This is a genomic window from Streptomyces sp. NPDC029122, assembly GCF_055569445.1.
On record NZ_JBVHWK010000034.1, the window covers coordinates 1 to 15,130 of the forward strand.

General features: G+C 72.6%; 14 protein-coding genes. 12 read left to right on the forward strand and 2 right to left on the reverse strand.

Annotation, left to right across the window (positions count from 1 at the left end):
- The first annotated feature begins 233 nt into the window (after window positions 1-233).
- The 7 genes from rplQ (at window position 234) to glmM (ending at window position 7,363) form a co-directional block, all read left to right on the forward strand.
- Complete coding sequence (gene rplQ, locus ACZ4WZ_RS29640; RefSeq protein WP_215023458.1) at window positions 234-698, forward strand: 50S ribosomal protein L17; 465 nt, start codon at window positions 234-236, stop codon at window positions 696-698.
- Window positions 699-799: 101 nt separating this feature from the next.
- Entirely contained in the window at window positions 800-1,651 is an 852-nt protein-coding gene (gene truA / locus ACZ4WZ_RS29645) for a tRNA pseudouridine(38-40) synthase TruA (protein WP_467895233.1), read from the forward strand.
- Between the two features lie 33 nt (window positions 1,652-1,684).
- On the forward strand, window positions 1,685-3,313 hold the full coding sequence (locus tag ACZ4WZ_RS29650) for an ABC-F family ATP-binding cassette domain-containing protein (protein WP_467895236.1): 1,629 nt from the start codon (window positions 1,685-1,687) through the stop codon (window positions 3,311-3,313).
- A gap of 64 nt (window positions 3,314-3,377) precedes the next feature.
- Window positions 3,378-4,634: a glycosyltransferase family 87 protein gene (locus ACZ4WZ_RS29655; RefSeq protein ID WP_467895239.1), complete on the forward strand. Its 1,257-nt coding sequence runs from the start codon at window positions 3,378-3,380 to the stop codon at window positions 4,632-4,634.
- 233 nt (window positions 4,635-4,867) lie between these two features.
- A complete protein-coding gene (gene rplM / locus ACZ4WZ_RS29660) occupies window positions 4,868-5,311 on the forward strand; it encodes a 50S ribosomal protein L13 (protein ID WP_388934808.1) in 444 nt (147 codons plus the stop codon).
- A 42-nt stretch (window positions 5,312-5,353) separates the two neighbouring features.
- Entirely contained in the window at window positions 5,354-5,869 is a 516-nt protein-coding gene (rpsI, locus tag ACZ4WZ_RS29665; protein WP_361913690.1) for a 30S ribosomal protein S9, read from the forward strand.
- A gap of 135 nt (window positions 5,870-6,004) precedes the next feature.
- A complete protein-coding gene (gene glmM / locus ACZ4WZ_RS29670; protein ID WP_467895243.1) occupies window positions 6,005-7,363 on the forward strand; it encodes a phosphoglucosamine mutase in 1,359 nt (452 codons plus the stop codon).
- Here the strand turns inward: glmM and ACZ4WZ_RS29675 are convergent.
- Together ACZ4WZ_RS29675 and coaA are read right to left on the reverse strand one after the other, a co-directional pair.
- Window positions 7,360-8,328: a DUF389 domain-containing protein gene (locus ACZ4WZ_RS29675; protein WP_467895246.1), complete on the reverse strand. Its 969-nt coding sequence runs from the start codon at window positions 8,326-8,328 to the stop codon at window positions 7,360-7,362. The genes glmM and ACZ4WZ_RS29675 overlap by 4 nt on opposite strands.
- Window positions 8,329-8,343: 15 nt before the next feature.
- Window positions 8,344-9,363: a type I pantothenate kinase gene (coaA, locus tag ACZ4WZ_RS29680; RefSeq protein WP_467895249.1), complete on the reverse strand. Its 1,020-nt coding sequence runs from the start codon at window positions 9,361-9,363 to the stop codon at window positions 8,344-8,346.
- A 291-nt stretch (window positions 9,364-9,654) separates the two neighbouring features.
- Between coaA and ACZ4WZ_RS29685 the strand changes: the two genes are divergently transcribed.
- The 5 genes from ACZ4WZ_RS29685 to ACZ4WZ_RS29705 all read left to right on the forward strand — a co-directional run bounded on the left by ACZ4WZ_RS29685 (window position 9,655) and on the right by ACZ4WZ_RS29705 (window position 15,101).
- Window positions 9,655-10,425 carry a hypothetical protein gene (locus ACZ4WZ_RS29685; RefSeq protein ID WP_467895252.1) on the forward strand — a complete coding sequence of 257 codons (771 nt, stop codon included), beginning with the start codon at window positions 9,655-9,657 and terminating at the stop codon, window positions 10,423-10,425.
- Complete coding sequence (locus ACZ4WZ_RS29690) at window positions 10,422-11,195, forward strand: hypothetical protein (RefSeq protein WP_467895254.1); 774 nt, start codon at window positions 10,422-10,424, stop codon at window positions 11,193-11,195. Before ACZ4WZ_RS29685 ends, ACZ4WZ_RS29690 begins: the two co-directional genes overlap by 4 nt.
- 156 nt (window positions 11,196-11,351) lie before the next feature.
- Window positions 11,352-13,214, forward strand: coding sequence for a glutamine--fructose-6-phosphate transaminase (isomerizing) (glmS, locus tag ACZ4WZ_RS29695; protein WP_467895257.1), 1,863 nt, complete (start codon window positions 11,352-11,354; stop codon window positions 13,212-13,214).
- Window positions 13,215-13,238: 24 nt separating this feature from the next.
- Window positions 13,239-13,607: a holo-ACP synthase gene (locus ACZ4WZ_RS29700; protein ID WP_467895259.1), complete on the forward strand. Its 369-nt coding sequence runs from the start codon at window positions 13,239-13,241 to the stop codon at window positions 13,605-13,607.
- An 87-nt stretch (window positions 13,608-13,694) separates the two neighbouring features.
- On the forward strand, window positions 13,695-15,101 hold the full coding sequence (locus ACZ4WZ_RS29705; protein WP_467895262.1) for an NAD(P)H-hydrate dehydratase: 1,407 nt from the start codon (window positions 13,695-13,697) through the stop codon (window positions 15,099-15,101).
- Window positions 15,102-15,130 lie beyond the last annotated feature (29 nt).

The following is a 15,130-nucleotide window of genomic DNA, read 5'->3' on the forward strand; positions in this document are numbered from 1 at the left end:
GCCCGCGCCGAGCTCCCGGACCTCGGTGTAGCCGGGTACCGTCCACCCGTTGCCCATCCTGCGCCCCCGTCCGTGGCGTCGCCGGCCGCCCGCGGGGGGGGGGGGGGGGGGGGGGGGGGGGGGGGGGGGGGGGGGGGGGGGTCCCCCCCCCCCCCCCCACCCCCCTCTCGCGACCGCTTGAGGGAACTGACTCCGGTACCTGACACGGCCGGTGCAGATTTGAAGGAGTAACAATGCCGCGTCCCGCAAAGGGTGCCCGCCTGGGCGGCTCCGCCGCGCACGAGAAGCACCTCCTCGCGAACCTCGCGAAGGCGCTCTTCGAGCACGGCCGCATCACCACCACCGAGGCCAAGGCCCGTCGCCTGCGTCCCTACGCCGAGCGTCTGGTCACCAAGGCCAAGAAGGGCGACATCCACAACCGTCGCCTGGTGCTGCAGACGATCACGGACAAGAGCATCGTGCACACGCTGTTCACCGAGATCGCCCCGCGCTACGAGAACCGCCCCGGTGGTTACACGCGCATCACCAAGATCGGCAACCGTCGTGGCGACAACGCCCCGATGGCCGTGATCGAGCTGGTCGAGGCCCTGACCGTGGCCCAGCAGGCCACCGGTGAGGCCGAGGCCGCCACCAAGCGTGCCGTGAAGGAGGCCGAGGCTGCCGAGGCTCCCGCGGCCGAGGAGACCAAGGAGGCCTGATCCCTCCCGGGATCGAGCCCGCTTGATCGGCTCTGAACGGGCCCGCCCCCTTCCGGGGCGGGCCCGTTCTGCATTTCCGCACGTCTGAGAGGATCTGTCACGTGAGTGACGAGGTGGAGCCCGGGCGCGTCCGGGTACGGCTGGACCTGTCGTACGACGGCAGGGACTTCTCCGGCTGGGCGAAGCAGCGCACGCTGCGGACCGTGCAGGGGGAGCTGGAGAGCGCCCTGCAGACCGTGATGCGGCTCAAGGAGCCGGTCGAGCTGACCGTGGCCGGGCGTACCGACGCCGGGGTGCACGCACGCGGGCAGGTGGCCCAGTTCGACCTGGCCGAGGAGGTGTGGGCCGAGCACCACGACAAGCTGCTGCGCCGCCTCGCGGGCCGGCTGCCGCACGACGTACGGGTGTGGAGGGCCGCCGAGGCCCCCCAGGGCTTCAACGCGCGCTTCTCGGCCGTCTGGCGCCGCTACGCCTACCGCGTCGGCGACCACCCGGCCGGCGTGGACCCGCTGCGCCGCGGGCACGTGCTGTGGCACCAGTGGCCGCTGGACGTGGACGCCATGAACGCGGCCGCCGCCGCGCTGGTGGGCGAGCACGACTTCGCCGCGTACTGCAAGAAGCGCGAGGGCGCCACGACCATCCGCACCCTCCAGGAGCTCAGCTGGGAGCGGGCCGAGGACGGCATCGTCACGGCCACCGTCCGGGCGGACGCGTTCTGCCACAACATGGTCCGGTCGCTGGTCGGGGCGCTCCTGCACGTGGGCGACGGGCACCGGCCGGTCGAGTGGCCCGGGCAGGTGCTGGCCGCCGCCGTACGGGATTCCTCGGTGCACGTGGTCAAGCCGCACGGGCTCACCCTGGAGGAGGTCGGCTACCCGGCCGACGAGCTGCTGGCCGCCCGCAGCAAGGAGGCGCGGAACCTGCGCACGCTTCCCGGCAAGGGCTGCTGCTAATCCGTTTGGGCGGATCGCCGCCCGGCCGGGACAATGCCCGGCATGGGACATCTCGAAGCCAGCCACCTGGAGTACTACCTTCCCGACGGGCGGGTCCTGCTCCCCGACGTCTCCTTCCGCGTGGGGGAGGGGTCGGTGGTGGCCCTGGTGGGGGCGAACGGCGCCGGCAAGACCACCCTGCTGAAGCTGATCTCCGGCGAGCTCCAGCCGCACGGCGGCGGGGTCACCATCAGCGGCGGCCTGGGGGTGATGTCCCAGTTCGTGGGCTCGGTCCGGGACGAGACGACCGTACGGGACCTGCTGGTCTCGGTGGCGCAGCCGCGGATCCGGGACGCCGCGAAGGCCGTGGACCACGCCGAGCACCTCATCCTGACGGTGGACGACGAGGCCGCGCAGATGGCGTACGCGCAGGCGCTCAGCGACTGGGCCGACGTGCGGGGCTACGAGGCGGAGACGCTGTGGGACGTCTGCACCACGGCCGCGCTGGACATCCCGTTCGACCGGGCCCAGTACCGCGAGGTGCGCACGCTGTCGGGCGGTGAGCAGAAGCGGCTGGTCCTGGAGGCGCTGCTGCGCGGCCCGGACGAGGTCCTGCTGCTCGACGAGCCGGACAACTACCTCGACGTCCCCGGGAAGCGGTGGCTGGAGGAGCAGCTGAAGGCCACCCGCAAGACGGTGCTCTTCGTGTCGCACGACCGGGAGCTGCTGTCGCGGGCCGCCGAGAAGATCATCAGCCTGGAGCCGAGCCCGACGGGCACGGACGTCTGGGTGCACGGCGCGGGCTTCGACACCTACCACCAGGCCCGCAAGGAGCGCTTCGCCCGCTTCGAGGAGCTCAAGCGCCGCTGGGACGAGGAGCACGCCCGGCTGAAGGCCCTGGTGCTGCGGCTGCGCAACCAGGCCGCGAGCAGCCCGGACATGGCCTCGCGGTACCGGGCCATGCAGACCCGCTTCCAGAAGTTCGAGGAGGCCGGTCCGCCGCCGGAGCCGCCGCGCGAGCAGGAGATCCGGATGCGGCTCAAGGGCGGCCGGACGGGGGTGCGCGCGCTGACCGTGGAGAACCTGGAGCTGACCGGCCTGATGAAGCCGTTCTCGCTGGAGGTGTTCTACGGGGAGCGGGTCGCGGTGCTCGGCTCGAACGGCTCCGGGAAGTCGCACTTCCTGCGGCTGCTGGCCGGCGAGGACGTCAAGCACACAGGTGCCTGGAAGCTGGGCGCACGGGTGCTTCCCGGCCATTTCGCGCAGACGCACGCCCATCCGGAGCTGTTCGGGCGCACGCTCGTCGACATCCTGTGGACGGAGGCCGCCAAGCCGCTCGGGGCCGCCATGGCCGTCCTGCGCCGCTACGAGCTGGAGCGCCAGGGCGAGCAGAAGTTCGAGAAGCTCTCGGGCGGCCAGCAGGCGCGTTTCCAGATCCTGCTGCTGGAGCTGGCCGGGACCACGGCGCTGCTGCTGGACGAGCCGACGGACAACCTCGACCTGGAGTCGGCGGAGGCCCTGCAGGACGGCCTGGAGTCGTACGAGGGGACGGTGCTGTGCGTGACGCACGACCGGTGGTTCGCCCGGACGTTTGACCGCTACCTGGTCTTCGGTTCCGACGGTGTGGTGCGCGAGACTCAGGAGCCGGTGTGGGACGAACGTAGGGTCGAGCGCAAACGCTGAGGGCGAGGTCCTCCTCGGCGGGGCGAGGAGGACTGCTGTGGGGCTGCGGCCTGGCATCTGGCTCATGCGAGGGGACCGCCCGTCCGCGGCGGGCCGGGTGACCGCCTGGCTGCTCGGGCCGGCCCCGCGGCCGTGGCGGGTGGTCTCCGCCGGGATCCTGCTGGTGGTCGCCGTCTCCGCGGGGCTGCACCCGAAGTGGGGCTCGGACAACGCCTTCGTCGTCAAGGCCGCCGACGCGCTGCTGGCGGGGGTCTCCCCCTACGAGGACAAGCGGTTCCTGTACCTGCCGAGCGCCGTGATCATGGCGGTGCCGGAGGCGATGGTGCCGCGCGCGGTGCTGCGGTGGCTGTTGCCGGCCGGGATGACGGGGCTGCTGGCCGCCGGGTGGTGGGCCTCGCTGCGGCTGCTCTCGGTGCCGCTGCGCTCGCGGATGGCGGTGGGCGGCCTCGCGCTGCTGGCGGTGGTGTACAAGCCGTACGCGAACCTCGTGATGCTCGGGAACTGGACGGCGGTCTCGGCGGCCGCCCTGCCGCTGGCCCTGCTGCTGGCGCACCGGCGGCGGTGGGCCGCGGCGGGGCTGGTGGTCGGGCTGGCGATCGCCTGCAAGCCGATGCTGGTGCCGCTCGGGCTGCTCTTCGTCCTGGCCCGGCAGTGGCGGGGGCTGGCCGTGGCGGTGCTGGTGCCGGTGGGGATGTCGCTGGCGGGGGCGCTGCTGATGCCGAGCCCGACGCTGTTCTTCACCAAGACCCTGCCCTTCCTGTTCCAGGGGCAGGACTCCTACGCGCTGCCGTGGGACGCCTCGCCGGTCGCGGTGCTGCCGCGGCTGGGGGTGCCCGGGCCGGTGGCGGTGGCGCTGGCGGGCGCCGCGGCACTGGTGGGGCTGTGGGCGGCGCGGACGCGGTGGCGGCGGCCGGACGCGGAGGGCGAGGGCGGCGAGCTGAGGCTCGCGGAGACGGCGTGCATGGTGATGCTCGCCGCATTCCTGGTGTCCCGGCCGTCCTTCGACCACTACCTCCTGGTGGTGCTCCCGCTGCTGCTGGCGACGGGTGCGCGGGAGGGTTCGATGCCGCGTTCGCCCTGGTTCTGGCTGGCGCTGACCCCGCAGATGGTCCTGGTGCCGTGGCCCTCGGAGCTGGCCCACAAGAGGCGCGCCTTCAAGGACTGCGCCACCCTGTGCGGGCTCGCGATTCTGCTGGCGCGTCGTGCGCGGCGCTCCAGTCGGGTTACTCTGGAACCCGTAACAACTGCGGGGTCCCCACCCAGGACCGAACCGGAGTGCGCCGCGACGCCAGCAGCATCGGCATCGCGGACCGCGTTTTGACCCGTACGGGTCCTCTTGGGTACTCTGCTGGTTTGTTATGCGTATTGGCTTGCTCATTCTCACGTGAGGGCCTTACGCCGGTCCACCGGGCCGATGACCAGCGGTTCACACGGGTTGCGTCCCTGATGTGAACGAGGGCTGTCGTGATCGTCCGTGGTGACCCTGTCAGGACCCTTCCCGCAGGGCTCGCGCCCTATGGGATGACCCACCACTGAAGAAGCGAAGGCATACGCGTGCGTACGTTCAGCCCCAAGCCCGGCGACATCTCGCGCCAGTGGCTCGTCATTGACGCCCAGGACGTCGTCCTCGGCCGTCTGGCGACCCAGGCCGCTGCCCTCCTCAAGGGCAAGCACAAGCCGACTTACGCCCCCCACATGGACATGGGCGACTTCGTCATCATCATCAACGCCGACAAGGTTCACCTGTCCGGCAACAAGGCCTCGCAGAAGATGGCGTACCGCCACTCCGGTTTCCCGGGCGGTCTGCGTGCGGTGCGTTACGACGACCTCCTGGCGAACAACCCGGAGAAGGCCGTCGAGAAGGCCGTCAAGGGCATGCTCCCCAAGAACACCCTGGGCCGTCAGATGCTCTCGAAGCTGAAGGTCTACTCGGGCGACCAGCACCCGCACGCTGCCCAGCAGCCGGTGCCGTTCGAGATCACCCAGGTCGCGCAGTAGTTCCGGCCACCCCCTAAGACGTAGAGAATTCTGAGGAGCATCGTGGCCGAGACCACCGCCGAGACCCCCGTCGACGAGTTCGAGGGCGTCGAGGAGTACACCACCGAGTCGGACGTCGTCGTCGAGGGCGACTACACCTCCGAGTCGCTTGCCGGTCGCTTCGGTGACCCCCAGCCGGCCGCCGGCCTGGGCCGTCGCAAGAACGCCATCGCCCGCGTCCGGATCGTTCCGGGCACCGGCAAGTGGAAGATCAACGGTCGCACCCTTGAGGACTACTTCCCCAACAAGGTGCACCAGCAGGAAGTCAACGAGCCCTTCAAGCTCCTCGAGCTTGACGGCCGCTACGACGTCATCGCCCGCATCGCGGGTGGCGGCGTCTCCGGTCAGGCCGGCGCCCTGCGCCTCGGCGTGGCCCGCGCGCTGAACGAGGCGGACGTGGACAACAACCGCCCGGCGCTCAAGAAGGCTGGCTTCCTTTCCCGCGACGACCGTGCGGTCGAGCGCAAGAAGGCCGGTCTGAAGAAGGCCCGTAAGGCTCCGCAGTACAGCAAGCGTTAATCTTCGCCTGCTGTTCTGCAACGAAACCGCCCCGGCAGCACTCTCCGTGCTGCCGGGGCGGTTCGTTTACCGCCATAAGCGGCACATACCTGTCACTAGCGGTCACAAGCGAAGCGTGAACTCGGGAGGACAACAGTGGGACGACTCTTCGGGACGGACGGTGTACGAGGCGTCGCCAACGCGGATCTGACGGCCGAGCTCGCGCTCGGCCTCTCCGTGGCGGCCGCGCACGTACTGGCCGAGGCCGGAACCTTCGAGGGGCACCGGCCCACGGCGGTGGTCGGCCGCGACCCCCGCGCGTCGGGCGAGTTCCTGGAGGCCGCGGTCGTCGCGGGCCTCGCCAGCGCCGGCGTGGACGTCCTGCGCGTCGGTGTGCTGCCCACCCCGGCGGTGGCGTATCTCACCGGTGCGCTGGGCGCCGACCTCGGCGTGATGCTCTCCGCGAGCCACAACGCCATGCCCGACAACGGCATCAAGTTCTTCGCGCGCGGCGGCCACAAGCTCGCCGACGACCTCGAGGACCGCATCGAGTCCCTGTACCAGGAGCACCGCACGGGCGCGCCCTGGCAGCGCCCCACCGGCTCCGGCGTCGGCCGCGTCTCCGACTACGACGAGGGCTTCGACAAGTACGTCGCCCACCTCATCGCGGTCCTCCCCAACCGTCTCGACGGCCTCAAGGTCGTCCTGGACGAGGCCCACGGCGCGGCCGCGTACGTCTCGCCCGAGGCCTTCACCCGGGCCGGTGCGGAGGTCGTCACGATCGGCGCCGAGCCCGACGGCCTGAACATCAACGACGGCTGCGGCTCCACCCACCTGGACCTGCTGAAGCAGGCCGTGGTCGAGCACGGCGCGGACTTCGGCATCGCGCACGACGGCGACGCGGACCGCTGCCTCGCGGTCGACGGCACCGGCGCCGAGGTCGACGGCGACCAGATCCTCGCGGTGCTGGCGCTGGCCATGCGCGAGGCCGGGCAGCTGCGCGGGAACACCGTGGTCGGCACCGTCATGTCCAACCTGGGCTTCAAGCTCGCCATGGAGGCCGAGGGCATCCAGGTCGTGCAGACCGGCGTCGGCGACCGGTACGTGCTGGAGTCCATGAAGGAGCACGGCTACGCGCTGGGCGGCGAGCAGTCCGGCCACGTGATCATCCTCGACCACGCGACGACCGGCGACGGCACGCTGACCGGCCTGATGCTGGCCGCGCGCGTCACGGCCACCGGGCGCACGCTGGCCGACCTGGCCGGGGTCATGCGGCGGCTGCCGCAGATCCTGATCAACGTCCCGGACGTGGACAAGTCCCGGGTCGCCACCTCGGGCGAGCTGGCCGCGGCCGTCGCCGACGCCGAGCGCGAGCTGGGCTCCACCGGCCGGGTGCTGCTGCGCCCCTCCGGTACGGAGCCGCTCGTACGGGTGATGGTGGAGGCCGCCGACATCGAGCAGGCCCGCACGGTCGCCGGGCGCCTCGCCGACGCGGTGAAGTCGGCGCTGGGCTAAGCCTTCGCGGCGCCCCGTGGCGCACCCGGCCGGCGGATCCTCCGCGCGTGCTGGGTGCGCCACAGCAGTTTCCACGCCAGCAGCGTCAGCGAGCCGGAGACGATGATGCCGAGCAGGTTGAGCAGCAGCTGCTCCGCCGAGCCCCACATCTGGGCGAACTCCCCGTAGCCGAGCGCCACGGCCGCGTTCGCGGCGGCCGGAACCGTGGTCACCGAGATCGCCACGCCCACCAGCGCCCCCGATTTCGCCGACGTCAGCGACAGCATCCCGGCCACGCCGGCGAGCACCGCCACGACGAGGGAGAACGGGTCGGGCTGCCAGATGAAGCTGGTGTTGGGCCGCGGCCTGTCGAGTATCCCCGGGTGGAACAGTCCGAGCGCGTTCATGGCCAGGCTGAACAGGGTCGTCGCGGCGATCGCGAAGGCGAAGCCGACCAGCAGTGCGACCAGCGAGCGCGACGCGGCCTTCGGGTCGCGCCGCACCAGGCCCGTGCAGATCCCGGCGAGCGGCCCGAACTCGGGGCCGACGGCCATCGCGCCGACGATCAGGATCGCGTTGTCCAGGACCACACCGCAGGCGGCGATCATCGTGGCGAGGATCAGGAAGGCGCTGTAGGTGATCGTGAGGGTCGATTCCTCATGGGTGGACTCGGAGAGCTGCTCCCAGATCACCGCGTCGGCCCCCTCGCCCGGAGCTTCCTCCTCCGCCTCGTCGGCGCGCCGGGAGAGGGAGAGGTCGATGTTCTCGACGGCGATGGACCCGGTCCGGTCGACGCCGAGGGAGCGCATTTCCCGGAGCAGCTCGTCGGCCGACTCGCGCGCCACGTCGCACAGCACCAGGTCGCCCTCGGGATCGCGGGCGGCGCCCTTCAGTACGGCCAGATGCGTGGTGCCGACCGTCTGCTCGACCAGTTTCACCACCTGCTCGGTCAGGTGGTGCGGAGTGATCATCCTCAGATGCAGCATGGCCGCACCCTAGTGCTACAGCTTGCGCAGGCTCAGCTTTTGCACCTTGTGGTCGGGGCCCTTGCGCACGACGAGGGTGGCGCGGCCGCGGGTGGGGGCCACGTTCTCCAGCAGGTTGGGCTTGTTGATGGTCCGCCACATCGTCTGCGCGTACTCCAGGGCCTCCTCCTCGGAGACCTGGGTGTACTTGCGGAAGTAGGAGAACGGGTTCTGGAACGCCGTCTCGCGCAGCTTGCGGAACCGGTTGAGGTACCAGCGCTCGATGTCCTCGGGGCGCGCGTCCACGTACACGCTGAAGTCGAAGTAGTCGGCGAGGCCGACGCGGGTGCGGCCGTCCTTGCCGGGCAGGGCGGGCTGCAGGACGTTGAGCCCCTCGACGATGAGGATGTCCGGGCGGCGCACGACGAGCTGCTCGCCCGGCACGATGTCGTAGATCAGGTGGGAGTAGACCGGCGCCCTGACCTCGTCCTTGCCCGCCTTGATGTCGGCGACGAAGCGGGTCAGCGCCCGGCGGTCGTAGGACTCGGGGAAGCCCTTGCGGGAGGTCAGGCCGCGGCGCTGGAGCTCCTTCATCGGGTACAGGAAGCCGTCCGTGGTGACCAGCTCGACGCGGGGGTGCTCGGGCCAGCGGGCCAGGAGCGCCTGGAGCAGGCGCGCCACGGTGGACTTGCCGACGGCGACGGAGCCGGCGACGCCTATGACGAAGGGGGTGCCCTGCTGGGCGCCGTGGCCGTTGCCGGCGTCGCCGAGGAAGGTGTTCAGGGTGCCGCGGAGGTTGCTGGTGGCGCCGACGTACAGGTTGAGCAGGCGGGAGAGCGGCAGGTACACGTCCCGCACCTCGTCGAGGTCGATGACGTCGCCCAGGCCCCGCAGCCGTTCCACCTCCTCCGCGGTCAGCGGCAGCGGGGTCCGCTCGCGCAGGGCGCTCCACTCGGCCCGCGTGAGGTCGACGTACGGAGAGGCGTCCTGTGCCCGGCGGGGACCGGGGCGCTCCGTTGCGCGGTCCGGCGTACAACGCGTCGGCGAGGTGATCACACCGCCATTGTCGGGGCTCGGGGGCGCTCGTGGGTGGTGGGGTCGGTCACGTGGCGGATGGCGGGCGGGAACGCCGGGTGATCGGGGCGGGGCGGTGGCGGGCGGGGCGGGCTCGCGGCGGGGTTAAACACGAGTACGTCTCGATAGGGGGCCCGCCCGGTCTCGTGCGGATCACGATTCCGCCCGTGATCCGAAAACCCGTTCGCGTGATCGATGGCGAGCCGTACATTGTTCGTCGCCGCGGCGCCGACCTGCGCCCTGACGGCTTCTGTTCCATGGGGGAGATCGTTCGTGCGTACCACTGTCGTCCGTCGTGCCGTCCTGACCGCTTCGGCACTGTCCCTCAGCCTGCTGGCCACGGCCTGCGGCTCCGGTGACTCCGGTGCGAAGGCCGGCGGGGTGGACCCGCAGCCGTCCGCGTCCGCCCCGGCGGGGGCCAAGGGGAAGTCGGCCGCCGAGCTGGCCCCGCTGCTCGTCACCCAGGCAGACCTGCCCGAGTACGCGGTCGAGGCGGACGCGGCCGCGAAGGCCGGGGGCGGGCAGAGCGCCGTCCCCGACAAGGCCGAGTGCAAGCCGCTGGTCCAGCTCCAGTCCTTCGTGCCGCTGGGCAAGCCCGCCGGCACGGCGACCGTCGCCGCCAGGGAGAAGGCGAAGAAGCCGGGCGAGGGCGCGACGGTGGAGGACAAGCTCGACGCGCTCAAGGACGGCCTGAGCGTGACCCGTACCTCGGTCGGCCTCGCCTCCTACGACGGCAAGGGCGCCGAGGAGGCCCTCGGCGCGCTGAAGGCCGCGACCACGGCCTGCGCGGGCGGCTACACGGTCAAGGACGGCGCCGAATCCACCAGGATCGAGAAGGTCGGGTCCTCCCCGGCGGTCACCGCAGGCGACGAGTCCCTCGCCTACAGCACCGTGATGGACCTGAAGGACGGCGACAAGGCCACGATGCAGTTCGTGGTCGTGCGCAAGGGCGACACCCTGGCCACCTTCTACGCACTGAACCTGACCGGTGAGGCCGCCCAGCCGAAGGCGGTCGTGGAGGCGCAGGCCAAGAAGCTCGGATGAGAGCGGCCCGCGCGCGGCGCGCGGCCGCACTGGGCGCCTCGGCCCTCTCGGGGCTGACGCTGGCCCTACTGGCCACGGGATGCGGGACCGCCCGGCCCGCCATGGTGGTGGAGATCGTGCCGGCGGCGGAGGAGTCGCGCTCCGGGGCGGCCGACCACGCCGCGAAGGGGAGGGCGCGGCAGCTGCCGGCCCGGCTGATCGTGGCGCAGGGGGACCTGGCGGACCACAGGGTCAGCCCCGAGGGCGCGGACAGCGCCCTGGTGAGCGTGGACCGGCCCGAGTGCCGGGAGCTGGCGTACGCGGCCACCGGTTTCCTGCCGACCGGGCGGACCGGCTGGGCCAGGGCGTCGGTGGTGGCCGTGCCGGCGCCGCTGCCGCAGGAAGCCACGGAGCGGCAGAAGCGGGCCGCCGCCCAGGACGCGGCCAGCTCGACCGTGACGGTGGTGACCCTCGGTTCGTACGCGGGGAACACCGCCGGCGGGCACTTCGCCGAGGTGCGCGCCGCGGGCGAGGCGTGCCGTGCGGGCTACTCCGCGACGGCGAACGGGGAGACCGTCAAGGTGACCCGGGTCGTCCCGCACGCCGCGCACGGCGGTGACGAGGCGGTCGCGTACACGGTGGAGGCCGAGCGGGACGGCGAGCACTACGCCACCGAGCTGATGGTGGTGCGCAAGGGCGGCACGCTCGTGAACTTCGTGGCCGGACGCTCCTCGGGGGCGGCCGAACTCGCGGCTCCGGTGGTCGAGGCACAGCTGCGCAAGCTCGGCTGAGGCCGGTGGGGCGACGGCCTTCGGGCCGCCGGCCCGGACCGTCGAACGGCCGCTTCGAAAACGTCGTCAACCCCGCTCCGGTGGATTCGCCGGGGCGGGGTTTTCGTCCTGTTCGGGTACGGGGCAGACGGGTGGCCACGGCGTACGCTGCCGCCTATGTGCGGAATTGTGGGTTACGTAGGGGCGCAGTCTGCGCTCGATGTGGTCATCGCCGGACTGAAGCGGCTCGAGTACCGCGGCTACGACTCGGCCGGAGTCGCCGTGCTCGCCGACGGGGCGCTCGCCAACGTCAAGAAGGCCGGAAAGCTGGTCAACCTGGAGAAGGAGCTGGTGAGTCGGCCGCTGCCGGCCGGCCGCACGGGCCTGGGGCACACCCGGTGGGCGACCCACGGCGGGCCCACCGACGTCAACGCCCACCCCCACCTGGACAACTCCGGCCGGGTGGCGGTCGTGCACAACGGCATCATCGAGAACTTCGCCGAGCTGCGCGCCGAACTCGCCGGGCGCGGGCACCGGCTGGAGTCCGAGACGGACACCGAGGTGGTGGCGCACCTGCTGGCCGAGTACTTCGAGGCGGCCGGCGGCACCGGGGGCGGCGGCCTCGCGGAGGCGATGCGGCGGGTGTGCCGGCGGCTGGAGGGCGCGTTCACCCTGGTCGCCGTGCACGCCGACGAGCCGGACGTGGTGGTCGGCGCGCGCCGGAACTCCCCTCTGGTGGTGGGCGTTGGAGAGGGTGAGAACTTCCTCGCCTCGGACGTGGCCGCGTTCATCGCCCACACCCGCGCCGCGATCGAGCTGGGGCAGGACCAGGTCGTCGAACTCCGCCGCGACGGGGTCACGGTGACCGGCTTCGACGGTGCGCCCGCGACCGTGCGGGCGTACCACGTGGACTGGGACGCCTCGGCGGCCGAGAAGGGGGGCTATGACTACTTCATGCTCAAGGAGATCGCCGAGCAGCCGAAGGCCGTCGCCGACACCCTCCTGGGCAGGATCGACGCCAGCGGCCTGCTGACCCTGGACGAGGTGCGCATCCCCGCCTCGGTGCTCCGGGAGGTCGACAAGGTCGTGATCGTGGCCTGCGGTACGGCCTACCACGCGGGCATGATCGCGAAGCTGGCCATCGAGCACTGGACCCGCATCCCGTGCGAGACGGAGCTGGCCAGCGAGTTCCGCTACCGCGACCCGATCCTGGACCAGCGGACGCTGGTGATCGCGATCTCGCAGTCCGGCGAGACCATGGACACCCTGATGGCGCTGCGCCACGCGCGCGAGCAGGGTGCCAAGGTGCTGGCCGTCTGCAATACGAACGGCTCGACCATCCCCCGCGAGTCGGACGCCGTGCTGTACACGCACGCCGGTCCGGAGGTGGCCGTCGCCTCCACGAAGGCGTTCCTGACGCAGCTGGTCGCCTGCTACCTCGTCGCGCTCTACCTCGGGCAGGTGCGGGGCACGAAGTGGGGCGACGAGATCCGGGCGGTGATCCGGGAGCTGTCGGACATCGCCGCGGCGGTGGACACCGTACTGGAGACCATGGAGCCGGTACGGGCCCTGGCGCGCTCCCTCGCCGACAAGAACACCGTGCTCTTCCTGGGCCGGCACGTCGGCTACCCGGTGGCGCTGGAGGGCGCGCTCAAGCTGAAGGAGCTGGCGTACATGCACGCCGAGGGCTTCGCGGCGGGCGAGCTCAAGCATGGGCCGATCGCGCTGATCGAGAAGGACCTGCCGGTGGTGGTCGTCGTGCCGTCGCCGCGCGGGCGCTCGGTCCTGCACGACAAGATCGTCTCGAACATCCAGGAGATCCGGGCGCGCGGGGCGCGGACCATCGTGATCGCGGAGGAGGGCGACGAGGCCGTGGTCCCGTACGCCGACCACCTGATCCGCATCCCGGCGACCCCGACGCTGCTCCAGCCGCTGGTGGCGGCGGTGCCGCTCCAGGTGTTCGCGTGCGAGCTGGCGACGGCGCGCGGGAACGAGGTGGACCAGCCGCGTAACCTCGCAAAGTCCGTGACGGTGGAGTGAGCGAAGAGTGGGCGGGTTGTTCCTGTGATTGTCGGTGTGGGGATTGACGTTGCCGAGATCGAGCGGTTCGGCGCGGCGCTGGAGCGGACGCCGCAGATGGCCCGGCGTCTCTTCCTCGACTCCGAGTTGACGCTGCCGAGCGGCGAGCGGCGCGGAATCGCCTCGCTCGCCGCCCGGTTCGCGGCCAAGGAAGCCCTGGCCAAGGCCCTGGGGGCGCCCGCCGGGCTGCTGTGGACCGACGCCGAGGTGTACGTGGAGGACACCGGGCAGCCCCGGCTGCGGGTCTCCGGCACGGTCGAGGCGCGGGCTCTGGCGCTCGGCGTCAAGTCCTGGCACATCTCGCTGAGCCACGACGCCGGCATCGCGTCGGCCGTGGTGATCGCCGAGGGCTGACGGGGGGGGGGCACCGCTGGGGGGCGCGCCCGCGCCGCGGGCGGTGACCGCCGGGGGTCCGCGCCCGCCGTGCGGCAGGCTGGGGTCATGCGTACTGCTTACAGCGTGGAGACCGTACGGGCCGCCGAGCGCGAGCTGATGGCGCGGCTGCCGGAAGGCGCCCTGATGTCCCGGGCGGCGGCCGGACTGGCCGCCGTGTGCGCGGAGTTGCTGGCGCGGCGCCGCGGCCGGGTCTACGGCGCCCGGGTGGTGCTGCTGGCCGGCCCCGGGGACAACGGCGGCGACGCGCTGTACGCGGGCGCCCGGCTGGCCCGTCGCGGCGCCGGGGTGACTGCGGTGCCGATGGACCCGGCGCGGATCCACCCGGGCGGGCTGGCCGCGCTGCGGGCCGCCGGGGGGCGGGTCGCGGAGTCGGTGCCCGCGCGGGCGGACCTCGTACTGGACGGGCTCGTCGGCATCGGCGGCCGGGGCGGGCTGCGGCCGGCCGCCGCGGCGCTGGTGGAGCGGATCCCGACGGGGGCGCTCGTGGTCGCCGTGGACCTGCCGAGCGGCGTGGACGCCGACACCGGGGAGGTCGCGGGCCCGGCGGTGTCGGCCGACGTGACGGTGACCTTCGGCGCGTACAAGCCGGGGCTGCTCATCGACCCCGGGGCCTCGCGGGCGGGCGCGGTGCGGCTCGTCCCCATCGGGCTGGAACTGCCGTCCCCGGCGGAGCTGGAGGCGCTCCAGCACGCCGACGTGGCCCGGCTGCTCCCGGTGCCGACGGCGTCGAGCGACAAGTACCGGCGGGGCGTGGTCGGGGTCGTCGCCGGGTCGGAGGAGTACCCGGGCGCGGCCGTGCTCGCCGTGGCCGGGGCGCTGCGGGGCGGTGCGGGCGCGGTGCGGTACGTCGGACCGGCCGCGGACGCCGTGCTGGCGCGCTACCCGGAGGTACTGGTGGGGCGGGGGCGGGTGCAGGCCTGGGTGGTCGGTCCCGGGCTGGGGTCCGGGCGGGCCGCCGAGGCCGAACGGGCGCTGGCGGACCGGGACGTGCCCGTGCTGGTCGACGCGGACGGGCTGCGCGGGCTGGACCCGGCGGTGGTGCGCGCACGCCGGGCGGCGACCCTGCTGACCCCGCACGCGGGGGAGGCGGCGGCGCTGCTGGGGGTGGCGCGGGACGCGGTGGAGGCGGGGCGGCTGGCCGCCGTGCGGGAGCTGGCCGGGCGGTACGGGGCGGCGGCGCTGCTGAAGGGGTCGACGACGCTGGTGGCCTCCGGCGGGGCGGTACGGGCCAACCCGACGGGTACGCCCTGGCTGGCGACCGCCGGGAGCGGGGACGTCCTGTCCGGGCTGGCGGGGGCGCTGCTGGCCGGGGGCCTGGACGGGATGGACGCCGGGTCGGTGGCCGCGTACCTGCACGGCCTCGCGGGACGGACCGCGGCGGACGGCGCGCCGGTGGTGGCCCAGGAGGTGGCCGCGGCCCTGCCGGCCGCGTGGCGGTCGGTAGGGTCCTGACCCGGCCGTACGGGCCGTCCACGACCTGA

Coding starts and splice junctions, on each gene's coding strand:
- rplQ (WP_215023458.1), top strand. CDS start 234: ATGCCGCGTCCCGCAAAGGGTGCCCGCCTGGGCGGCTCCGCCGCGCAC.
- ACZ4WZ_RS29690 (WP_467895254.1), top strand. CDS start 10,422: ATGAGAGCGGCCCGCGCGCGGCGCGCGGCCGCACTGGGCGCCTCGGCC.
- ACZ4WZ_RS29655 (WP_467895239.1), top strand. CDS start 3,378: ATGCGAGGGGACCGCCCGTCCGCGGCGGGCCGGGTGACCGCCTGGCTG.
- ACZ4WZ_RS29650 (WP_467895236.1), top strand. CDS start 1,685: ATGCCCGGCATGGGACATCTCGAAGCCAGCCACCTGGAGTACTACCTT.
- ACZ4WZ_RS29705 (WP_467895262.1), top strand. CDS start 13,695: ATGCGTACTGCTTACAGCGTGGAGACCGTACGGGCCGCCGAGCGCGAG.
- glmS (WP_467895257.1), top strand. CDS start 11,352: ATGTGCGGAATTGTGGGTTACGTAGGGGCGCAGTCTGCGCTCGATGTG.
- ACZ4WZ_RS29675 (WP_467895246.1), bottom strand. CDS start 8,328: ATGCTGCATCTGAGGATGATCACTCCGCACCACCTGACCGAGCAGGTG.